Origin of the sequence: Burkholderia sp. Nafp2/4-1b (assembly GCF_003635165.1) — a bacterium.
In the GTDB taxonomy this organism is placed as follows: domain Bacteria; phylum Pseudomonadota; class Gammaproteobacteria; order Burkholderiales; family Burkholderiaceae; genus Burkholderia.
In genome coordinates, this window is the sequence record NZ_ML058599.1 from 230,644 (window position 1) to 252,430 (window position 21,787).

Below are 21,787 nucleotides of genomic sequence, written 5' to 3' on the forward strand. Positions count from 1 at the left end.
ACGCGAAGCGCGGTTTTATAGTTTGTACAGGTTTAGACAAATAGTCAAATCGGTTGGCGCGCGGGTGGTCGTGGACAGTGACGCCGCCGGAAAGCGGGGCATCAACCCGCGGCCACCCCTGCCTGCGGCCCTCACCACCCGTAGAAGCGCGGCCAGGTCTGGAGCGTGCCGTCGCTGCTCACTGCGTGGTATTCCGGATGCTGCGCGCCGGTCGCGCATGCGTGGTTCGGCAGGAGCCGCAAACGGGTACCGATCGGAAAACGCTGCGCGATGCCGGTGTCGGTCGTACCGACGCGAGACACGATCCCGTGCTCCTGATTGGCCGCGCTCATCACGTACTCGCCAAGCACGTCGCCGTCCTCGGTACAGACCTGCCCGTAGCCGAAATCGCGCGCCTGCCGCTGCGTGCCGCGATCGCGGCTCATCGCCATCCAGCCCGCGTCGACGATCGCCCAGCCTTTTTCTTCCTGATGCCCGATGACGGTGGTCAGCACCGACAGCGCGATATCGGACAGCGCACACACGCCGATGTTGTGCATCACGAGATCGAACAGCACGTACACGCCCGCGCGGACTTCCGTCACGCCGTCGAGGTTCTGCGCGGACAGCGCGGTCGGCGTGGAGCCGATGCTCACGACGGGGCACGGCAACCCGGCGGCCCGGAGCCGCTCGGCGGCGCGCACGGTCCGGCTGCGCTCCTGCTCGGCGATCGCGACGAGCGCGTCGCGGGTGTCGTAGTCGTAGCTGGAACCGGCATGCGCGAGCACGCCGCCGAGCATCATGCCGCCGTCGGCCAGCGCATGCCCGACGGCGATCAACAGGTCGTCGTCGGGTGCGATCCCCGAGCGGTGGCCGTCGACATCGACCTCGATCCAGACTTCGAAGCGCTCGCCGTGTTCGCGCCCGAATGCGGCGATCGCGTGCGCGGTCTGCAGGCTGTCGGCGACGATCTTCAGGTCGCGACCCTGCCGACGCAGCGCGAGGGCCTGGCCGAGCTTCACGGGAATCATCCCGACTGCATAGACGATGTCGCGCACGCCCCCCGCGAAGAACTGTTCGGCCTCCTTCAGCGTCGATACCGTGATGCCTTGCGCGCCTGCCGCGATCTGCGCGTCGACGACTTGCCGGCACTTGGTCGTCTTCACGTGCGGCCGGAACCTGACGCCGAGCGCGTCCAGATGCGCCTGCATGCGTGCGATGTTGCCGCGCATGCGATCGACGTCGATCAGCGCGGCGGGGGTATTGACGGGTGGGATGCCCATGATGGGTTGCCTCGACGGTGGCCGGGGTGGCCGATGCAGACATCGTAGGGCGTTGGGTCTCCCGCAGGTTTAACGCTGGCCAAATGAATCATTAAGGGGCATTTAATCCGCAACGGCGCTCACGCCTTCCCGCGCCACGGCGGCGGATCGAGAAACTGCTTCGCGGCTTCGAGAAAGACCCGTTGCCGCGCGGAGCGGCCGGTGCGCGACGGCAGCAGCGCGGTCACGGGTGCGGGCGGCAGCTGCCAGTCGGGCAGCAACCTGACGAGCTTGCCGTTCGCCAGCAGCGGCGCGACGTCCCACTCCGAGCGCTCGACGATGCCGAGCCCGGCCAGCGCCCAGTCGGTGATGACGGTGCCGTCGTTCGACGACAGCGCGCCCGTGACGCGGATCACCGCCGATCGCCGGGATTCTCCCTGACCGTCGCCGGCGTGCGAGAAGCGCCAGCGCGGCACGTCCTCGTCGTTCTCGCGCAGGCACAGGCAGTCGTATTGCGCGAGGTCGGACGGATGGTGCAATTCCTTGATGCGACGTGCGTAGCCGGGGCTCGCGCACAGGAAGCGCTCGTTGGGCGCGAGCGGATAGCCGATCCAGGACGACGATTTCAGGCTGCCGACGTGGACGACGACATCCGCTCCGGACGCGCTCGTCAACGGACTCTCCGACAGATGCAGCACGATTTCGAGCTTCGGGTGCGCCCGTTGCACGTCGCGCACGATCCGCGCGACGTACTTGCGCCCGAAGCCGAACGGCGCGACGACGCGCAACGTACCTTGCACGTCGCCGGCGTCGCCCGCGATGTTGCCCGGCAGCGCATCCACACGCGCGAGAATCTCGACGGCTTCCTGATAGAGCCGCTGCCCTTCGTCGGTCAGCTCGATGCCTTTCGGCTGCCGCACGGCGAGCCTGACGTCGAGGCGCGCCTCCATCCGCTGCAGGCGGATCGTGACCGCAGGCGGCGTGAGATCGAGCAGCCGCGCGGCGGATGCGAGCGAGCGCGATGCGCCGATCGCGCGCACGAGTCGAAGATCGTCGAAGTCGAGCATTACGTTTCCTTTAATGCTGGCGTTGCCGGGCGTTAATTAGACATCACATCGGGTGTCGAATCCATCAACGCAACACGGCGCTGCATGCGCGTCATGGGCTTCACGTGCGGCGGCTGTCGCGCGCTTTCGAAGCGAACGCGGCGCGCGGCCGCCAGCCGCGCTGACGCGCCGCAACATCGCGATTCCCGCCCGATAGCCGGCAGTCCGACGTAATCGGCGCGGCCCTCGGCACGACGCAAAACCCGCGCGGCGTCCCGTTCTGTCCCCCAACTTCTGCCCGGTTCGCCCGCCACAGGGCAAAATACGGGTTTTCCGCACCCGAGAGGGCGCGTCCGAATCACGCGCCGGGCGGCGGCAGTGCGCAATCGCACGCCGCCGCCGGGCGCCCAGGCAAGCTGCTCGCGGTGTCGCGAGCTCACAGGAGTCCAGATCCATGCCCGAATCCAACCTGTCCTTCTTCGGCCGGCTATCGCTGGCCGTCGGCACGTTCTTCTCCGTGCTCGGCAACCGCGAGTTCGCGGCCGATGTGCTGCGCTTGCGCAACGGCGTCGCGGCGCCTGTCGCGCCGGCCCCAGTTGCGCCGGCCCCCGCCGCCGCGCCGGCCCCGGCTCCCACGCCCGTGAAGGCCCCGGCGCCCGAGCTGCGCGAAGCGAGCCCGCAAGCCGCGCTGCAACTGCTTGGCCTGCTGCAGCGCGATGCGCGCTTCATCGATTTCGTCGAGGAAGACATCGCCGGCTACGCGGATGCCGACATCGGCGCCGCCGCGCGCCTGGTGCACGACGGCTGCCGCGCCGCGCTGCGCGAGCACTTCACGATCGTGCCGGTGCGCGACGAAGCCGAAGGAAGCCGCGTGACGCTGCCGGCCGGCTTCGACGCGACCGCGGTTCGCGTGACGGGCAACGTGGTGGGCTCCGCGCCGTTCACGGGCACGGTCAGCCATCGCGGCTGGCGGGTGGCCGACGTGCGCCTGCCGAAGCTGACGGGCAGCCACGACGCATCGGTGGTCGCACCGGCGGAGGTGGAACTGTGAGCGATCCGCGCTATTCGATCGGTATCGACCTCGGTACCACCCACTGCGCGCTGTCGTACGTCGACAGCGCCGCGAGCGACGGCGAAAAGATCACCCAGCAGGTGCTGCCGATCGCGCAGCTGACCGCACCCGGCGCGCTGGAGGCGCGCGACCTGCTGCCGTCGTTCCTCTATCTGCCGCATGAAAGCGAACTGACGCAGGGCGACCTGACGCTGCCCTGGACGGCCTCGCGCGCGTTCGCGGTCGGCGAGATGGCACGCACGCGCGGCGCCGGCACGCCGATCCGCCTCGTGTCGAGCGCGAAGAGCTGGCTGTGCCATCCGGGCGTCGATCGCCGCGCGGCGATCCTGCCGAGCGATGCGCCGCCCGAAGTCGAGCGCGTGTCGCCGCTGGAAAGCTCGATCCGTTATCTCACGCACCTGCGCGAAGCGTGGGACCACGCGCATCCCGACGCGCCGTTCGCCGACCAGGACGTGACGGTCACGATCCCCGCGTCGTTCGATCCGGCCGCGCGCGAACTGACGGCGGAAGCCGCGCGTGCCGCCGGCTACACGCGGATGACGCTGCTGGAGGAGCCGCAGGCGGCGCTCTACAGCTGGATCCAGAAGAGCGAAGGCGGCTGGCGCAAGCAGGTGCAGGTCGGCGACCTGATCCTGTGCGTGGACGTCGGCGGCGGCACGACCGATTTGTCGCTGATCGCGGTGGTCGAGCGCGAAGGCAATCTCGAGCTGCATCGCGTGGCGGTCGGCGAGCACATCCTGCTCGGCGGCGACAACATGGATCTCGCGCTCGCGCACGTGGTCGCGCGCAAGCTCGCGCAGCAGGGCACGCAGCCCGATCCGTGGCAACTGCGCGCGCTGACCTACGCGTGCCGCTCGGCGAAGGAAACGCTGCTGTCCGACCCGACGACCGACGCGGTGCCGCTCGTCGTGCCGAGCCGCGGCTCGAAGCTGATCGGCGGCTCGATCCGCACGGAGCTCACGCGCGCGGAACTCACGCAGACGATCCTCGAAGGCTTCTTCCCGCAAGTCGATGCGGCGGCGCGGCCGGTGAGCCGTGCGCGTGTCGGCCTGACGCAGCTCGGCCTGCCGTATGCGCAGGATGCGGGCATCACGCGCCATCTCGCGGCGTTCCTCGGTCGTCAGGTCGCGGCGCTCGACACGCTCGAAGGCGTGCAGCGCACGCTGCCGCAAGGCGCGACGTTCCTGCATCCGACCGCCGTGCTGTTCAACGGCGGCGTGTTCAAGTCGACGCTGCTCACGCAGCGCGTGCTCGATACGCTCAACAGCTGGCTCGCCGCGGAAGGCGCGCCGGCCGCGCGCCTGCTCGAAGGCGCGGATCTCGATCTCGCGGTCGCGCGTGGCGCGGCTTACTACGGCTATGTGAAGCGCGGTCGTGGCGTGCGCATTCGCGGCGGCACGGCGCGCGCGTACTACGTCGCGATCGAATCGGCGATGCCCGCGGTGCCGGGACTCGAGCCGCCGGTGCAGGCGCTGTGCGTCGCGCCGTTCGGGATGGAAGAAGGCACCGACGCGGCGCTGCCGCCGCAGGAGTTCGGCCTCGTGGTCGGCGAACCGGTGCAGTTCCGTTTCTTCGGCTCGTCGGTGCGGCGTCAGGACCAGGTCGGCACGCTGCTCGACTACTGGTCGCCGGAAGAACTGCAGGAACTCGAGGAAATCCAGGCGACGCTGCCTGCGGAAGGGCGCACGGTCGGCGAGGTCGTGCCGGTGAAGCTGCATGCGCGCGTGACCGAAGCCGGCACGCTCGAGCTCGAGGCGATCCCGAGCGGCACGGACGAGCGCTGGAAGGTCGAGTTCGACGTGCGCGGCACCGCCTGAGCGCGATGAAACGCTATACGGTCGGCATCGACCTCGGCACGAGCAACACGGTCGTCGCATACGTCGAGGCCGGCTCCGACACGATCCGCGTGTTCGACGTCGACCAGTTGGTCGGCCCCGGTGCGGTGGCCGCGCAGCCGCTGCTGCCGTCGGTGCGCTATCACCCGGCGGCGGGCGAATTGCCGCCGGATGCGCTGCGGTTGCCGTGGGCGGCTGATGCGAAGGCTGGTTCGAAGGCTGATGCGAAGGCCGATGCGAAGGCCGATTCGAAGGCCGACGCGAAGGCTGATCCGAAAGCCAACGCGAATGCGGCCGGTGCACTGCCGGCCGTGATCGGCCGCTATGCGCGCACGCTCGGCGCGCAGGTGCCGGGCCGGCTCGTGACGAGCGCGAAGAGCTGGTTGTCGCACGCGTCGGTCGACCGGCTCGCGGCGATCCTGCCGTGGGGCGCGGCCGACGGCGTCGACAAGGTGTCGCCGGTCGACGCGAGCGCGAGCTATCTCGCGCATGTGCGGGCCGCGTGGGACGCACATTTTCCCGATGCGCCGCTTGCGAAGCAGGACGTGATCCTGACGGTGCCCGCGTCGTTCGACGACGGCGCACGCGCGTTGACCGTCGAGGCGGCCAAGCGCGCGAAACTGCCGGCGCTGCGCTTGCTGGAAGAGCCGCAGGCCGCGTTCTACGACTGGTTGTACGGCCAGCGCGCGACATTGCGCGACACGTTCGCCGCGCCGCGCCGTGTGCTGATCTGCGACGTCGGCGGTGGCACGACCGATCTCACGCTCGTCGACGTCGCACCCGGCGACGACGGCGAGCCGACTTTCTCGCGCGTCGGCGTCGGCAATCACCTGATGCTCGGCGGCGACAACATGGACCTCGCGCTCGCGCGCCTGGTCGAGACGCGGCTGACCGAGCCCGGCACGCGGCTGTCCGCCGCGAGCCTGTCGCAGCTCGTCGAACGCTGCCGCGCGGCGAAGGAGCGGCTGCTCGGCGACGACGCGCCCGCGTCCGTCACCGTGACGCTGCTCGGCGCGGGCAGCAAGCTCGTCGGCGGCGCGCGTTCGGCCGAGCTGACGCGGCAGGAAGTCGAGCAGATCGTCGTCGACGGGTTCTTTCCGCAGGTCGACGCCGGCGAGCTGCCGCGCCGTGCGCGGGCCGCGATCGTCGAATTCGGTTTGCCGTATGCGAGCGACGCGGCCGTCACGCGCCACGTCGCCGCGTTCCTGAAGCGTCATGCGGAAGGCCCGCTGCCCGACACGCTGCTGCTCAACGGCGGCGTGTTCCGCGCCGGCGCGCTCGCCGGCCGTCTCGCGCAGACGCTCGGCGCATGGCGCGGCGCGCCGCTCGACGTGCTGCACAACGCGCATCCGGATGTGGCCGTCGCGCGCGGCGCGGTGGCGTACGGGCTCGCGCGTGCGGGACATGCGCCGCGCATCGGCGGCGGCTCCGCGCGCAGCTATTTCCTCGTGCTCGACGATGGCGAAGGCGCCGCGGCGCCGCGCGGGGTCTGCCTGCTGCCGCGCGGATCGGAAGAGGGCCGAGAGATCCGGCTCGACGCGCGCACGTTCGCACTGCAGCTCGGACAGCCGGTGCGTTTCCACCTCGTGTCGACGGTGGCCGACACCGTGTACCAGCCCGGCGATCTCGTCGAACTGGACGGCGGCGATTTCGTGCGGCTGCCGCCGATCGCGACGGTCGTCGACGCGAAGGCGGGCAGCGACGCGCGCGAAACGCCGGTGAAGCTCACCGCGTCGCTGACCGAGGTCGGCACGCTCGAAATGCACTGCATCGCGACCGACGATCCGTCACGACGCTGGCGGCTCGAATTCCAGTTGCGCGGCGATGCGCCCGCGCAAGGCGACGATGCAGCGCTCGCACGTCACCCGCGTGTCGACCATGCGATCGAACTGATCGATCGCTCGTTCGGCAGCAAGGCCGCGAACGTCACGCCGAAGGACACGAAACGGTTGCGCGCGCAACTTGAGCAGGTGCTCGGCCCGCGCGACGAGTGGGACGTCGGTCTCGCGCGCGAACTGTTCGACGCGTTGCTCGCACGTGCGCGACGCCGGCGGCGCTCGGCCGATCATGAACGTGCGTGGCTGAACCTCGCCGGCTATTGCCTGCGCCCCGGCTTCGGCCATCCGCTCGACGCCTGGCGGATGGAGCAGCTGTGGCCGCTGTTCGACGACGGGATCCAGTACGTGAACGACGCGCAGGTGTGGTCCGAGTGGTGGACGCTGTGGCGGCGCGTGGCCGGCGGCCTCGACGACGACGCGCAGACGCAGGTGCGCGACGCGATTGCATTCCTCGAACCGTCCGACGACAAGCGCCGCAAGCTGCCGTTCGATCCGGCCAAGGTCGGCCCGGCCGACATGACGCGCTTGTCGGCATCGCTCGAACGCTTGCCCGTCGAGCGCAAGATCGAACTGGCCGAACGCTTGATCGTGCAATTGCAGAAGCCGGCCGAGCGCACGCTGTGTGCATGGGCGCTCGGGCGGATCGGTGCGCGCCGGCCGTTCTACGGCAGCGCGCACAGTGTCGTGCCGCCTGACGTCGCGAACCGCTGGCTCGACGCGTTGTTCGCACTCGACTGGAAGCAGGTCGAACCCGCCGCTTTCGCGGTCGCGCAGATCGCGCGGATGACGGGCGATCGTGAGCGCGATTTGCCGGACGACACGCGTGAAGCGGTAATCAAGCGTCTGTCGGCCGCGAATGCGTCGGCGACGTGGATCGACATGGTGCGCGAAGCGATTGCGTTCGACGAAGCCGACACGGCGCGCGTGTTCGGCGAAACGCTGCCGGCCGGGTTGAAGCTGCTGGGCGGTTGATCGAAAGGCGCGATGCTTCGATCGCGTTCGCAGATCGAAGCATCGCCCGATTGTGCCACCGGGCTTGTTCTCTCACGCGTGCGGCAGCGGTTCGGGTTGCCGCGCCACCGAATCCATTTTCTTCACGTCATGTGCCGCCGCGCGCCGCGCGAGATGAATCCCCGCGAGCATGCAGCGCACCGAGCCGCCGGCGAGTTCGATCGTCGGCACGTCGAGCGGCAGCAGCCGCGCGGAGCGTTCGATCGTCGCGCGCTGGTCACTCGTCAGGCAGTCGAATGCCCGCCGCGACAGCGCAAGCACGCGTCCGTCCTTGCCTGACAGCTCCAGCGTATTGCCCGCGAAATTCGCGATCTGCGCGTGATCGAGCGCGATCACGGTGCGCCCCGTTTCGGCCAGGCGTTGCGCGATTTCGTCGCGGCGGCGCTGGTCCGCGATCAGGTCGAGACCGACCATCGCGAACTCGGTCGCGACGCTCATCATCACGTTCGTGTGATAGATCGGCTTCCCGTTCGCGTCGGCCGTGTCGAAGCAGATCGGCTCGAAGTTGAAGTTCGTGCAGAAGCGTTCGAGCGCCACCGGATCGGCACGGCGCGAACGCGCGGTGTATGCGATCCGCGCGACATGATCGAGCACCATCGCGCCGGTGCCTTCCAGGAACACGTCGTCGTATTCCAGCCCGGAGTAGTCGATCACGTCCTGCACGCGGTACTCGGCCTTCAGCATCTCGATCACATCGTGCCGGCGCTCGCGGCGGCGATTCGGGCTATGCATCGGAAACAGCGCGATGTGCCCGCCCGGATGCGTCGAGAACCAGTTGTTCGGGAACACGGAGTCGGGCGTGTCGCGCTCGCCGTGGTCGTCGAACACGTGCACGCGCACGCCGGCGTCCGTGAGCGTCTGCGCGGCGGCCGTGACTTCGTCGCGCGCGGCGGCCGACACCGACGACGGGTCGTGCACGCCGCCTGCGGCCGTGCGCTGGAACGCGTTGTCGGCCGCGGTCTGCGGGTTCGGCAGGAAGCGGTGCGGCCGGATCATCACGACGGCGGCCGGCGCCTGGATCGATACGAGGTTCATGAAGGTAGAGGCGAGAGGCGGGGAGCCGGGCAGCGCGCACGCCGCCCGGGACGACGATCAGCGTGCGAACGCGGCGACGGCTTCGGTCACGAACGCCGAGTGACCCTGCGCGATCGCGGCCGGATCGTCGATCAGCGCGAACAGGTTCTTGGGATCGACGGCCGGCGGAATCAGCGCGATCTCGACGCCCGCGTTGTGCTGCTGCGCGAGCGCGTACAGGTAGCGCAGCGCCGAGTAATCCTCGAGCGCGAAGCCGACCGAGTCGAACACCGTCACTTCGTCCGCGCGTTCGCGGCCGGTCGTTTCGCCTTGCAGCACGCGCCACAGTTCGGTCACCGGGAAGTCGGCCGGCATCTGCTGGATCTCGCCCTCGATGCGCGACTGCGGCTCGAACTCGACGAACACGCGGCCCGCATGCAGCACGCCCGCCTCGAGCTCGGTCTTGCCCGGGCAATCGCCGCCGACCGCGTTCAGGTGCATGCCGGGCTCGATCATGTCGGCCGTGACGATGGTCGCGTACGCCTTGTCGGCGGTGACGGTCGTCACGATGTCGGCGCCGCGCACGGCATCGGCTGTCGACGCGGCACGCACGACGCGCAGTTCAGGGTACGCGGCGAGGTTCCGCACGAGCTTGTCGGTCGCGAGCGGATCGACGTCGAACAAGCGGATCTCTTCGATGCCGAGCAGCGTGTGGAACGCGATTGCCTGGAATTCGCTCTGCGCGCCGTTGCCGATCAGCGCCATCGTGCGCGAGTCGGGGCGGGCGAGCGCCTGCGCGGCGAGCACCGACGTCGCGGCCGTGCGCAGCGCGGTGGTCAGCGTCAGTTCGGCGAGCAGCAGCGGATAGCCGGTATCGACTTCGGCGAGCGCGCCGAACGCCATCACCGTGTGCATCCCGCGCGCGGCGTTGACGGGGTGGCCGTTCACGTACTTGAACGCGAACAGCGACGCGTTCGCGACGGGCATCAGTTCGATCACGCCGTCGCGCGAGTGGCACGCGACGCGCGGCGACTTGTCGAAGTCGGCCCAGTGCAGGTAATCGGCGCGCAGCGTGTCGACGAGCTCACGCAGGAACGGCGTGACGCCGGTTTTGGCGATCAGTCGGGCGGTGGCGGGAACGTCGAGGAAGCGAGTCATCGGTCTGTCTCCATTTTGTTACCGGGAAGGGTGTCCTGGCGTTCTGGTCGACCGGGGCGGGCGCGTCGGCCCGGGCCCCGGCTCCATGAAAAGCAGCGGTGCGGGCAGCGGGTGCGGGCAGCGGCGCGGCGTATCGGGCCGGTCGATGAGTCATTATTTCCGGGAGTCGGGCCAACAAAAAGACGGCAAAAATGGCAGATTTCTCGATAGACTTGGCAGATTGCTGGCCATATCCGGCAATATGCTCAGTTCCCACTGGTCGAAATGTGCGGTGTCCGGCACGCTGGCGGCCGGTTCACGCTCTCGTACTCAACAGGAAGGTCCGTTCATGATTACGCTCGACGACGTCGACCGGCAGCTCATCGCGCTGTTGCGCGACAACGCACGGCTGCCCGTCGTCGCCCTCGCGAAAGCGTTACGCGTCGCGCGCGCGACCGTGCAGAACCGGCTGACGCGGCTGGAGAAGAACGGCGTGATCGTCGGTTATACGGTGCGGCTCAAGCCGGCGGCCGAGCGGCACCGGATCCGCGCGCTGATGTCGATTGCCGTGCAGGGCAATCGCGGCGCGGAAGTGGTGAAGGTACTGCGCGGGCATCCGAACGTCGCGTCGATCCACAGCACGAACGGGCGCTGGGATCTGGTTGCCGAACTGCACGCCGATTCACTCGAGCATTTCGACCGCGTGCTCGGCGCGATCCGGTTGATCGACGGGATCGCGAGCACGGAGACGAGCATCCTGTTGTCGACGCACAAGGCGTGACGCACGGCGGCTTGCGTGCCGGCCCGCGCGTCGGCGTATCGGCGTGTCAGCGTGTCAGTCGCCCGCGTGCGGTTCGGGAAACACTGGCTCGCCCAGCGTCAGCATCAACCGGTTCGCCCATGCGAAGATCGCGATGGCGTGCGACAGGTCGAGAATGTCCTCATGCGTGAGCCCTTCCGCTTCGAGCGCCGCGATATCGCGCTCATCTACCGCGTCGGGCCGTTCGGTCAGCGCGATCGCATAGCGGATGATCGCGCGTTCGCGCGCGGTCGTGCCGGCGGTGGCCGGATCGTCGAACACCTGATCGATCGCATCGGTACGTTTCGCGAGTTGCATGAAGCGTTGCGCATGCACCGATGCGCAATACACGCAGCCGTTCACGCGCGACACGGCCGTGCTCGCCAGCTCGCGCTCCGCACGCGACAGTGCGCCCGGGCCGTACATGATCGCGTTGAACACGCCCGAGCGCTGCCGCAGGATCTCCGGCAGATGGACGAGCAGCAGGTAATAGTCAGACGTCTTCGCCTGCGGATGGCTCGCTTCGAGCACCGCGAGCTGGTCGGCCGTTGCGGCATCGAGCGACACGGTATCGAGCCATGCGCGCCAGCCGAGCGTGTCGGACGTGAAGCCGTGGGTGGTCGGCGCGCTCATGCGGCCTCCCGTGCGGCGCGCGCCTGCAATGCCTGTGCGGCTGCCGCGACACGCAACTGATACGCAACGAACGCGACGAGCTGCGACAGCGCGACGATCGCGGGTGTCGTGAATCCGGCTGCCTTCAGCGCATCGAGGTCGGCCGGACGTGCGTCGACGGGCGAGAGCGTCAGGCGCCGCGCATGCACGAGCAGCGCGCCGAGGCGTCCAGGCAACGCGTCGAATGAATCGGCGTCCGCCCGGGCGATGTCGTCGGGCGTACCGCCCGCATCGATCAGTCTTGTGCGATAGGTCGCGGCGAGCGCGTGTGCATTCGACCGCTGTGCCACATAGCGCGCCGCATGCAGTCGTTCGATCAACGAAAGATCGCGCAATGCAGGGTCGAACAGCGCGGCTTCGCTGAGCTGCGTGTGGCGCAGCACCTTGTCGCGTGCGCGGCGCAGTGCGGCGACCGCATCGCCGTCGCGCAGGCCGGCGACCGTGTCGATCGTGTCCGGCACGGTGGCCGGCGTGGTGGGTTCAGTCATCGTGGTGGCTTCCGTTCATCGTGAGGGAGTCGTCGATCGCATCGGCATCGCGCCATTCGTCGCCCTGCAGTTCGGCATTCGCGTATGCAACGAGCGCGTCGTAGTGGCGATCGCGATCGGCATCGAACAGCCGGCTCGCGATGCCGCGCGCGAGCCGCTCGGCGCCCGCGCTGATCGCGGGAATGTCGCCGGACAGCTTGCCGTGGCTCAGGCTCGCCGCATGGTTGAAGCAATGGATGCGCGTGACGGCCGGGCACGCGCCGCGCTCGCGTTCCTGAAACGCGAACGCGGGGCCGAGATCGGGCGACTCCGCGAGCTCGTCGAGCCACGTGCCCGGTTCGGGCTGATAGCGGTCCTTCCAGCGCCGCACCTGCGGCCCGAACGACGCGAATTCCGCGCGGGTCGTCCAGTCCGAATGAAAGCCCGTCGCGAAGATCAGGAAATCGACCGTATGGCGGCCGCGCGGCGTGACGACGTCGAGGCCATCCGTGTGAGCAGCCAGCGTTTCGACCGGGCTGGCCGCATGGAAATGCGCGTGCGCGTGCCGTGACACGCGCAGCACGCTGTCGCGCGGCGGCGGCGTCTGCGACGTAAGCGCGTAGTGCATGAAGCGCCACTTCGTTGCATCGTCGAGCTCGGCGTAGCCGTGCACGAGGCCCGGGCTGCCGATACCCGTCAGCTTGTTGATGCGCGGAATGTCCGCGCGACGGAAGAACAGGTCCACCCGCGCGGCGCCCGCTTCGAGCGCGGTGCCCGCATTGTCGAACGCGGACGCGCCCGCGCCGACCACGCCCACGCGCTTGCCGGCGAGCGCCGCGAAATCGATCGGCTCCGACGAATGGGCCCAGCGCGTGCGCGGCGTGCGTTGCGCGACGGGCGGCACGTACGGGCCGCCGAGTCCGTCGCGGCCCGTCGCCAGCACGACGTGCCGCGCGAGTACGGTGTGCGCGTCGCCGTTTGCGTGCAGATCCAGCGCAAGCAGGCCGTCCTCGCGCGGCCGCAGTGCGACGAGCGCGGTGTCGTTGCGCACCGGCAGGTCGAGCACACGGCGATACCAGCGCAGGTAGTCCATCCATTGCGGGCGCGGAATCTTGTAGAGCGCGTCCCACGCGTCGCGACCGTGTTGCGCTTCGAACCACGCGCGGAACGTCAGCGCGGGCAGGCCGAGCGCGGGGCCGGTGAGCTGCTTCGGCGAGCGCAGCGTCTCCATCCGCGCGAACGTGACCCACGGGCCTTCGTAGCCGGCCGGCGCGCGATCGATCACGCACTGGTTGTCGATGCCGAGCAGCCGAAGTTCCGCGGACGCCGCGAGCCCGGCCATCCCGCCGCCGACGATCGCGACATCGAGCACGCGCGTGCCGTCGATGTCGCGTGGCGGAACCCACGACGGTGCGGGCAGGTCGAGCCAGCGAAGATCCTGCGCCAGGCGTGCTTCGAGTGCTTCGAGCGCTTCGAGTGTGGCGGGCGTCGTCATGCAGCCTCCGGGCGCGTACGGCGCGTGCGTGCGGGACCCGCGGTGCGCGTCGCTCGGGTCGAGCGTTCGGTGCGCAACCGGTCACCGCGCAGCAGCGCGTCATGCACGGATGCGTCGTGAAAGACCACGTCGTCGAGCAGCGTGCGCGTCGTGCGGTGCAACGCGTCGAGCAGTGCGTCGACGGCGGCCGTGCGCGCTTTGCCGGCGGGCGTCGCGACACCGAACGCGAACGGGATGTCGACGTCGAGCGGCCGTGCGACGACGCCGTCCACCGGCAGTGCGACGCCGATCGCCGGATCGACGATGCCGATCCCGATGCCGGCACGCGCGGCCATCACCGCATTCAGCGACGCATTGGTTTCGACGAACACGTGCGCATCGACACGCGCGGCCGCGAATGCCGCATCGATCCGCTGGCGCAGCCGGTGCCGGTTCGCGACCGTCACGATGCGGCGGCGCGCGAGATCGCGCAGCGCGATGCGCGGCTTCGTGGCGAGCGGATCGTCGGCCGGCAGCACGGCGACGCAGGGTGTCTGCGCGATCCAGTGCACGTCGAGCCCCGCATGCGCCATCGGCAGCGTGACCACGCCGATATCGGCCGTCCCCGCCAGGACTTCGTGCACGACGTGTTCGGCCGACTCGCTGCGCAGCTGGTAGTGCGGCGCGTGCGCGTCGTCGGGCAGCGCGGCGAGCGCGGCCGGCACGAGCGCGGCCGCGAGCGACGGCGTCGCCGCGATGCGCACGGGTTCGGCCGTATCGTCGCCGAGTGCGCGCGCCCGCGCTTCGATCGCGCGCAGGCCGACGAGCGAGCGTTCGACTTCCTCGCACAGCAGGAACGCACGGCGCGTCGGCGTGACGCGCGGGCCGTGCCGGTCGAACAGCGCGTAGCCGAGATCGGCTTCGAGTTCCTGGATCTGCCGCGTGACGGCCGGCTGCGAGCGGCCGAGCAGTTCGCCCGCGCCGGTCACGCTACCGGCCGACATGACCGCGGAAAAGGCTTCGAGTTGATGCGACTCCATGACGCGTTCCGATGATGCGATTTGCGCATTGTAGGAGTGCGAGCATGCGCGATTCATATAATGATTTTTGCTATCGACCGCGCGAAAAATGCGAAGGGCATGCGTGCCGGGATGACGAGCGTTGCATGCATGCGCATCGGCAACAAGCGGTGCCGCACGTCAAAGGTCAATCGAATCAACGCGCTGCGCCGCGTGCCGATGCGTCGCGCGACGCGCGATACACGGGACACGGCAAGCAGTGCGTTTCGCTTCGCGCCGCACGCGATATCGATATGCGCAAAACTTCGTTGGAACGCCCCAAGCCGGATGGTTACATGCCCTCACTCTTTTCGATCGACTGAAGCTGGGGGACGCATGAACGGTTCGGGGAACGACGCACGCGGCGCATGGCGGCGCGTATTGGGCACGGTGGCGGCACTCGCTGCCGCATGGGGATTGTCGACGGGCGCGGCGCTCGCGGCGGGCGTAGCGGGCGAGCCGGTGGTAATCGGCGTGAGCGGGCCGCTCACCGGCCAGGACGCGCAATACGGCGAGCAGTGGAAGCGCGGCTTCGATCTCGCGCTCGACGAGATCAACGGCAGCGGCGGCATCCACGGCCGGCCGCTCGCGATCGACTTCCAGGACAGCCGCAGCGACCCGCGCCAGGCGGTGGCGATCGCGCAGAAGTTCGTGGCCGACCCGCGTGTCGTGATCGAACTCGGCGACTTCTCCAGCGCGACGTCGATGGCCGCGTCGCCGATCTATCAGCGCGCGCAACTGCTGCAGTTCGGCTTCACGAACTCGCATCCTGACTTCACGAAGGGCGGCGACTACCTGTGGAGCACCGCGCTGAGCCAGGCCGAGGAGCAGCCGCTGCTCGCGCGCTACGCGGTGAAGGAACTCGGCTTCAAGCGAATCGCGGTGCTGTACCTGAACACCGACTGGGGCCGCACCAGCAAGGACATCTTCGCGAAGGCGGTGACGGGGCTCGGCGCACAGGTCGTCGCGGCCGAAGGCTACCAGCCGACGGAGAAGGATTTCCGCTCGACGCTCGTGCGGATCGGCGAATCGAAGCCCGATTCGATCGTGCTGATTTCCTACTACGCGGACGGCGCGCAGATCGTGCGTCAGGCCCGCACGTCGGGGCTCACGCTGCCGATCGCGGCGGTCGGCTCCGTGTATTCGCCGAAGTTCCTCGAACTCGGCGGCACGGCGGTCGAAGGCGTCTATACGGAATCGAACTTCTTCCCGGCCGAACCGCGCCCCGAGGTACAGGCGTTCGTGCAGCGCTATCGCGCGAAATTCCACGCCGATCCCGATTCGTTCGTCGCGCGTGCGTACGACGCGCTGATCCTGTCGGCCGAGGTGCTGCGCCGCTACGGGACCACGCGCCAGGCCGCGCATGACGGCTTCGCGAAAGTGAGCGACGTGCCGAGCGTGATCTTCGGCAAGGTGCGCTTCGATCCGCAGACGCGCCGCGTCGCGGGCGCACGCACCGTGTATCTCGTCGTGAAGCAGGGGCAGTGGGCGCTGTGGGACGGCGCGAAGCCGCAGCTCGCGGCGCGCTGAACACCACGGACGGATCGTGATGGCTTCCTGGCTCGACTACACGCTCAACGGCCTCATCGTCGGCAACATCTACGCGCTGCTCGCGGTCGGGCTCGCGCTGATCTTCGGCGTGTCGCACCTGATCAACTTCGCGCATGGCTCGGTCTACATGGTCGGCGCGTTCATCGGCTGGCTGTGCCTGACGCGCTTCGGGCTGCCGCTGCCGGTTGCGCTCGCTGCGGTCGTCGTCGGCTGCGGCGCGCTCGGCATCGCCATCGAGCGGATCGGGCTGCGGCCGTTGCGCCACGCGGCGCGCATCGCGCCGCTGCTCGCGACGATCGGCATCAGCTTCATTCTCGACCAGCTCGCGCAGCTCGCATTCGGCGCGGACCCGCGCGCGGTGCCGACGCCGCTGCCCGACTGGCACCTGCGGATCGCCGGCGCCACGCTCGGTTCGCTCGACCTGCTGATCGCCGGCATCGGCATCGCGGCGGCCGCGCTGCTGTACGGTTTCCTGCGCTTCACGCGGCTCGGCTGGGCCGTGCGCGCGACCGCGCAGGATCGTGACGCGGCGCTGCAGATGGGCGTCGACGTCGATCGCGTGAACCAGACGGTGTTCGCGATCGCATGTGCGCTAGGCGGCGTGAGCGGGCTGCTGGTCGGCATGTACTACAACAGCATCGATCCGGCGATGGGTTTCCAGGCGACGCTGAAGGGCGTGGTCGCGCTGCTGATCGGCGGCCTCGGCAACGTGCCGGGCGCGATCGCGGGCAGCCTGCTGCTCGGTCTCGTCGAAAGCTACGGCGTCGCGCTGTTCGGCACGAGCTATCGCGACCTGTTCGCGTTCGGCCTGCTGATCGTATTCCTCGTGTGGCGGCCGAACGGGCTGTTCAGCGCGAATCGCGCGTTGCCGCCGGAGCCGATGACGGGAACTTTCCTTGCGGCCGCGAAGGCGGTGCGCATACCGCGCCCGGTGCTCTTCGTGCTGATCGTGGCGGCGGCCGTACTACCGTGGCTCGCCGCATCGCCTTACGTGCTGCAGACGCTGACCAACGCGTGGTTGTACGGCCTGCTCGCGCTGAGCCTCACGCTCGTTGCCGGCACGGTCGGGCAGATCTCGCTCGGGCATGCGGCGCTGCTTGTGATCGGCGCGTATGCGTCGGCGCTGCTGTCGTCGGATCTCGGCTGGTCGCCGGCCGTGACGATTCCGTGCGCCGGTGCGATCACCGCCGTGCTCGGCACCTTGCTCGTCTATCCGGCATTCCGTTTGCGCGGGCACTACGTGTCGATCGCGACGCTCGGGATCGGCGAAGTGGTGAGCCTCGTGATCCTGAACTGGGACGGCCTCACGCGCGGCCCGCTCGGCGTCACCGGCATCGCGCCGCTGCCGTGGGCGACGACCGCGCGCGCCGCGTACTGGTTCACGCTCGCCGTGCTGATCGTGTTCGCGCTCGTGCAGGTGCGGCTGCTGCGCTCGCATCTCGGCCGCACGCTGCGCGCGGTGCGCGAGGACGACGTCGCCGCCCGTGCGCACGGCATCGCGCCGAACCGCTACAAGGCGATCGCGTTCGCGGTCGGCGGCGTCGCGGCCGGCGTGAGCGGCGGCATCGCCGCGCACCTGTACAGCTACATCAATCACCAGACCTTCGATTCGCAGGTGTCGATCCTCGCGCTGACGATGGTGATCCTCGGCGGGCTCGGCAACGTGCTCGGCGGCGTTGTCGGCGCGATCGCGCTGATCGGGCTGCCGGAGCTGTTTCGCTGGGCGGCCGATTACCGGATGCTGATCTACGGCCTCGTGCTGCTGTTGCTCGTCCGGTTCCGGCCGCAGGGTCTGCTCGGCACGGTGTAAGGAGGAATGAGATGACCGCTGTTAGACCCCTGCTCGACGTGCAGGGCCTGACACGCCGCTTCGACGGCGTGACCGCGCTCGACGGCGCCAGCCTGACGCTCGCCGACGGCGAACTGCTGAGCGTGATCGGCCCCAACGGCGCCGGCAAGTCGACGCTGTTCAACCTGATCGCGGGCGCCGACCGGCCCGATGCCGGCCGCGTGAGGTTCGACGGCCGCGACATCACCGGTACGGCGCCGGAGCGGCTCGCGGCGCTCGGCATCGCGCGCACGTTCCAGCATGGCCGCGTGTTCGGCAACCTGAGCGTGCTCGACAACGTGCTGCTCGGTGCGCATGCGCGGCTGCGCGCGGCGCGGCCCGGCTGGCCGGCGCTCGGCGCGGCGGCCGAGGTGTGGCGCGCGCTGTTGCGGCCCGCATCGGTGCGGCGCGAGGAAGCGGCGCTGCGCGACGAGGCGCGCGACATCATCGCCGGATTCGGCGAGCGGCTCACGCCGCGCATCGATCATCCGGCGCACAGCCTGTCGTATGCGAACCGGCGGCGCGTGGAAATCGGCCGCGCGCTCGCGCTGCATCCGCGCCTGCTGCTGCTCGACGAACCGACGGCCGGGATGAACGAGACCGAGACCGCCGAGATGCTGCAACTGATCCAGTCGCTGAAGACGCGCGGGCTGACGATCCTGCTGATCGAGCACAAGCTCGAACTCGTGATGCGCGTGTCTGATCGCGTGATGGTGCTCGACAACGGCGTGAAGATCGCCGAAGGCGCGCCGCGCGACGTGCGGCACGATCCGCGCGTGATCGAAGCCTATCTCGGCCGCCGCCATGCAGGCGCCACGGCCGCCGAGCGCACCGTGCAGGCGGCCGCATGAGCACACAGTATTCCGCACCCGACACGACCATGACCGACGCGCTGCTGAAACTCGAACACCTCGACACCTTCTACGGGCCGGTGCAGGTACATTTCGACGTGAATTTCGAGGTCGGCCGCGGGCAGATCGTCAGCCTGCTCGGCGGCAACGCGAGCGGCAAGTCGACGACGATGAAGCTGATCCTCGGGCTGATGCGGCCGCGTCGCGGCGTCGTGCGCTTCGACGGCGACGACGTGACCGCGCTCGCGACGCCGCAGCGCGTGCGGCGCGGGATCGCTGCCGTGCCCGAGGCGCGGCGGTTGTTCGGCGACATGAGCGTGCGCGAAAATCTACTGATGGGCGCATACACGCGCGGCGATCGGGCCGCAGTGACCGAAGACTATGAACGCGTGCTCGAGTTGTTTCCGCGCGTGCGCGAGCGGCTCGCGCAGCGGGCGGGCACGCTGTCGGGCGGCGAGCAGCAGATGCTCGCGATGGCGCGCGCGCTGATGGCGCGGCCGAAACTGATCTGCATGGACGAGCCGACGATGGGGCTGTCGCCGCTCTACGTCGACAAGGTGCTGGAACTGATCGACACGATCAACCGGCAGGGCGTGACGGTGTTCATGGTCGAGCAGAACGCGAGCCTCGCGCTCGAGATCGCGCATTACGGCTACGTGCTGCAGACCGGGCGCGTCGTGCTTCAGGGGCCCGCGAAAACGCTGCTCGACGACGAGCGCGTGCGCGATGCGTATCTCGGCGGGGAGGCAGTGGCGGCGTAGGCGGCGCAACGACGCGACACGTACCGCCTCATCCCCGGGGGGCGCGCATCGTCATTGGCCGCGGGAACGTCAGCACCACCGCAAACCCGCCCGCATCGGGGAACGCGAACCCGACGCGCCCGCCGTGCGCCTTCATCACTTCCTGCACGATCGCGAGCCCAAGGCCCGACCCGGTGCGGCGCTCGCTGCCGTCCGGCGCGATCCGCACGAACGGCTGCAAGGCCGCGTCCCAATGCTCGCGCGGGATCCCGCAGCCGTTGTCGGTGACGGTCAGCGTCACGGCATCGTCTGCATTCCCCGCGGAGGCGACCGACACGACGATATCGTCCGCATGCCCGTGCAGCAGCGCGTTGTGCAGCACGTTCGACAACGCTTCCTGCAAGCTGATCGCATCGCCGTCGATCCATGCGTGCGGTGCATCGCTCGCGAACGCGACGGCCACGTCGCGCTCGCCGGCGAGCGGAATCGTGCGGCCGAGCACGTCCTTCGCGAGCGCGACGAGTTCGACCGGTTGCGGCGGCACGGCCTCGGTGCGATGGATCACCATCGCATGATTGAGCAACTGCCCGGTGAGACGCCCGACATCCGAGGAGGTCGCACGCAACGCGTCGAGCCGCGCCGCATGACGCGCGGGATCGTCCTCGCCGTCGAGCAATTCGATCTGCGCATCGAGCCGCGCGAGCGGCGTGCGCATCTGGTGCGCGGCATCGGCGATGAAGCGCTGCATCGCGTTGATTCTCTCGGCCAGGCGGTGCATCAGCCCGTTGATCGAACCGATGATCGCGTCGATCTCGCTCGGCGTATCGACGGCCACCGGCCGCAGGTCGGCCGGATCGCGCGCGGCGATGATCGTGCCGATCTGCGCGAGCGGGCGCAGCCCGCGACGGATCGCGAGGCCGCTCGCGCCGATCGCGAGCACGCTCATCAGCAGGATCAGCGTCCACACCTTGATGCTCATGTCGTTCGCCAGCTGCTGCCGCGCATTGGTTGTCTGCGCAACCGTCACGAGCGCCCAGCCGGGCGTGCTTTCCTCGGGCATGTAGCGCGCGATGGTCGCGGTGCGAATCTGGTGGCCTTGGTAAACCGCGTCCGCGAACGCCGGCCCCTGTTTTGCGGCGGCAAGCGTCGCGGGGCTCGCGAGATCGTGGTAGCCGGCCACCACGACGCCGCGCGAATCGACGACCTTGTAGTACACGAGGTCGTAGCGCGACAGCGTCGATAGCGCGGCGACCGGCGGGTTCAGCGCCAGCACGCCGCCCTGCACGTAAAGATTCTCCGCAACCTGGATCGACGCGCCGGCGAGCAGCTGGTCGTACGCGCGTTCGGCGGCGACGCCCGCGTAGTAGCGCGCGATCGCGGCCAGCGCGAGCGCGCCGGTCGCGACGACGAGCGCGATGAACAGCAGCGTGCGACCGAACAGCGTCTTCGGGAACCAGTCAATGCGCGGCAATCTGATACCCCATCCCGCGCGCGGTGCGGATCTCGACCGAGCTGCCCTGCAGCTTCTTGCGCACGCGCGTCACGTATTGCTCGACCGCGTTTGCGGTCGGCTCGTTGCCGAAGCTGAACAGCTGGTTCAGCAGTTCGTCCTTCGAGAAGATGCGCTGCGGGCGGCTCGCGAGAATCTCGAGCAGCGCGAACTCCTGGCGCGACAGCGACAGCGGCTGGCCGTCGAGTTCCGCCAGACGGCTGCTGCGATCGATCACGAGCCCGCCGAGCGTCAGCACGTCGTTCGCATGGCCGCTGTTGCGGCGCAGCAGCGCCTGCACGCGCGCATCGAGTTCACGGTAGTCGAACGGCTTCACGAGATAGTCGTCGGCGCCGAGGCCGAGCCCGCTCACGCGATCGTCGATCGCCGAGCGTGCGGTGACGAGCAACACCGGCGTCGTGCTGCCCGACGCGCGCAGGTTGCGCAGCACCGCGAAGCCGTCGAGGCCGGGCAGGTTCGCATCGAGCACGACGAGATCGAAGCGCTCGACGCGCAGCAGGCTGTTCGCGGTCGAGCCGTCGGTTTCGAGATCGACGGCGTGGCCGAGCCGTGCGAGGCGACTGCGGATCGCCGCGCCGATTTCGGCATCGTCCTCCACGACGAGAATGCGCATGGTGCCGTTTGCAGGTAGATGGGTTAGGGG

The 21,787-nt window shown here is 69.2% G+C and carries 19 protein-coding genes; 9 read left to right on the forward strand and 10 right to left on the reverse strand.

Going from position 1 to position 21,787, the window contains the following annotated elements:
- Window positions 1-131: 131 nt before the first annotated feature.
- Both C7H84_RS07580 and C7H84_RS07585 read right to left on the reverse strand, forming a co-directional pair.
- Window positions 132-1,262 carry a DSD1 family PLP-dependent enzyme gene (locus C7H84_RS07580; RefSeq protein WP_121858214.1) on the reverse strand — a complete coding sequence of 377 codons (1,131 nt, stop codon included), beginning with the start codon at window positions 1,260-1,262 and terminating at the stop codon, window positions 132-134.
- Window positions 1,263-1,381: 119 nt separating this feature from the next.
- Window positions 1,382-2,308, reverse strand: coding sequence for a LysR family transcriptional regulator (locus C7H84_RS07585; protein WP_121858215.1), 927 nt, complete (start codon window positions 2,306-2,308; stop codon window positions 1,382-1,384).
- Window positions 2,309-2,741: 433 nt separating this feature from the next.
- Between C7H84_RS07585 and C7H84_RS07590 the strand changes: the two genes are divergently transcribed.
- Genes C7H84_RS07590 through C7H84_RS07600 form a run of 3 tightly spaced genes read left to right on the forward strand, consistent with a single transcriptional unit; the run spans window position 2,742 to window position 8,004 of the window.
- Entirely contained in the window at window positions 2,742-3,338 is a 597-nt protein-coding gene (locus C7H84_RS07590) for a DUF2760 domain-containing protein (RefSeq protein WP_121858216.1), read from the forward strand.
- Complete coding sequence (locus C7H84_RS07595; protein WP_121858217.1) at window positions 3,335-5,176, forward strand: Hsp70 family protein; 1,842 nt, start codon at window positions 3,335-3,337, stop codon at window positions 5,174-5,176. The genes C7H84_RS07590 and C7H84_RS07595 overlap by 4 nt, the downstream gene beginning before the upstream one ends.
- A gap of 5 nt (window positions 5,177-5,181) precedes the next feature.
- Window positions 5,182-8,004 carry an Hsp70 family protein gene (locus C7H84_RS07600; RefSeq protein WP_121858218.1) on the forward strand — a complete coding sequence of 941 codons (2,823 nt, stop codon included), beginning with the start codon at window positions 5,182-5,184 and terminating at the stop codon, window positions 8,002-8,004.
- Between the two features lie 72 nt (window positions 8,005-8,076).
- Here the strand turns inward: C7H84_RS07600 and C7H84_RS07605 are convergent, their stop codons facing one another.
- Both C7H84_RS07605 and C7H84_RS07610 read right to left on the reverse strand, forming a co-directional pair.
- The gene (locus tag C7H84_RS07605) at window positions 8,077-9,078 is read right to left on the reverse strand and encodes an arginine deiminase-related protein (protein WP_121858219.1); all 1,002 of its coding nucleotides are present in this window, start codon (window positions 9,076-9,078) and stop codon (window positions 8,077-8,079) included.
- A 57-nt stretch (window positions 9,079-9,135) separates the two neighbouring features.
- Window positions 9,136-10,215, reverse strand: coding sequence for an ornithine cyclodeaminase (locus C7H84_RS07610; protein ID WP_121858220.1), 1,080 nt, complete (start codon window positions 10,213-10,215; stop codon window positions 9,136-9,138).
- A 328-nt stretch (window positions 10,216-10,543) separates the two neighbouring features.
- Here C7H84_RS07610 and C7H84_RS07615 point away from each other — a divergent pair, with 328 nt between their 5' ends.
- Complete coding sequence (locus tag C7H84_RS07615) at window positions 10,544-10,975, forward strand: Lrp/AsnC family transcriptional regulator (protein WP_121858221.1); 432 nt, start codon at window positions 10,544-10,546, stop codon at window positions 10,973-10,975.
- 54 nt (window positions 10,976-11,029) lie between these two features.
- Here C7H84_RS07615 and C7H84_RS07620 read toward each other — a convergent pair whose 3' ends face one another.
- The 4 genes from C7H84_RS07620 to C7H84_RS07635 are packed head-to-tail and all read right to left on the reverse strand — an operon-like array spanning window position 11,030 to window position 14,646.
- Window positions 11,030-11,626, reverse strand: coding sequence for a peroxidase-related enzyme (locus tag C7H84_RS07620; protein WP_121858222.1), 597 nt, complete (start codon window positions 11,624-11,626; stop codon window positions 11,030-11,032).
- On the reverse strand, window positions 11,623-12,153 hold the full coding sequence (locus C7H84_RS07625; protein ID WP_121858223.1) for a hypothetical protein: 531 nt from the start codon (window positions 12,151-12,153) through the stop codon (window positions 11,623-11,625). The genes C7H84_RS07620 and C7H84_RS07625 overlap by 4 nt, the downstream gene beginning before the upstream one ends.
- A complete protein-coding gene (locus C7H84_RS07630; protein ID WP_121858224.1) occupies window positions 12,146-13,627 on the reverse strand; it encodes an NAD(P)/FAD-dependent oxidoreductase in 1,482 nt (493 codons plus the stop codon). Before C7H84_RS07630 ends, C7H84_RS07625 begins: the two co-directional genes overlap by 8 nt.
- A complete protein-coding gene (locus tag C7H84_RS07635) occupies window positions 13,624-14,646 on the reverse strand; it encodes a LysR family transcriptional regulator (RefSeq protein ID WP_121858225.1) in 1,023 nt (340 codons plus the stop codon). The genes C7H84_RS07630 and C7H84_RS07635 overlap by 4 nt, the downstream gene beginning before the upstream one ends.
- 44 nt (window positions 14,647-14,690) lie before the next feature.
- On the opposite strand from C7H84_RS07635, the gene C7H84_RS36280 reads away from it, so the two are divergent.
- From C7H84_RS36280 to C7H84_RS07655, 5 genes are read left to right on the forward strand one after another with little or no spacing between them, the layout of a single operon-like run.
- Window positions 14,691-14,987 carry a hypothetical protein gene (locus C7H84_RS36280; RefSeq protein ID WP_205611405.1) on the forward strand — a complete coding sequence of 99 codons (297 nt, stop codon included), beginning with the start codon at window positions 14,691-14,693 and terminating at the stop codon, window positions 14,985-14,987.
- Window positions 14,988-15,000: 13 nt separating this feature from the next.
- Window positions 15,001-16,194: an ABC transporter substrate-binding protein gene (locus C7H84_RS07640; protein WP_121858226.1), complete on the forward strand. Its 1,194-nt coding sequence runs from the start codon at window positions 15,001-15,003 to the stop codon at window positions 16,192-16,194.
- Between the two features lie 19 nt (window positions 16,195-16,213).
- Entirely contained in the window at window positions 16,214-18,025 is a 1,812-nt protein-coding gene (locus C7H84_RS07645; protein ID WP_121858227.1) for an ABC transporter permease, read from the forward strand.
- A gap of 11 nt (window positions 18,026-18,036) precedes the next feature.
- Window positions 18,037-18,894, forward strand: coding sequence for an ABC transporter ATP-binding protein (locus C7H84_RS07650; protein ID WP_121858228.1), 858 nt, complete (start codon window positions 18,037-18,039; stop codon window positions 18,892-18,894).
- Window positions 18,891-19,655, forward strand: coding sequence for an ABC transporter ATP-binding protein (locus C7H84_RS07655; RefSeq protein WP_121858229.1), 765 nt, complete (start codon window positions 18,891-18,893; stop codon window positions 19,653-19,655). The genes C7H84_RS07650 and C7H84_RS07655 overlap by 4 nt, the downstream gene beginning before the upstream one ends.
- Before the next feature lie 28 nt (window positions 19,656-19,683).
- On the opposite strand, the gene C7H84_RS07660 is transcribed toward C7H84_RS07655, so the two are convergent.
- Both C7H84_RS07660 and C7H84_RS07665 read right to left on the reverse strand, forming a co-directional pair.
- Entirely contained in the window at window positions 19,684-21,105 is a 1,422-nt protein-coding gene (locus tag C7H84_RS07660) for a sensor histidine kinase (RefSeq protein ID WP_121858230.1), read from the reverse strand.
- A complete protein-coding gene (locus C7H84_RS07665) occupies window positions 21,092-21,757 on the reverse strand; it encodes a response regulator transcription factor (protein ID WP_057925865.1) in 666 nt (221 codons plus the stop codon). Before C7H84_RS07665 ends, C7H84_RS07660 begins: the two co-directional genes overlap by 14 nt.
- Window positions 21,758-21,787: the final 30 nt, after the last annotated feature.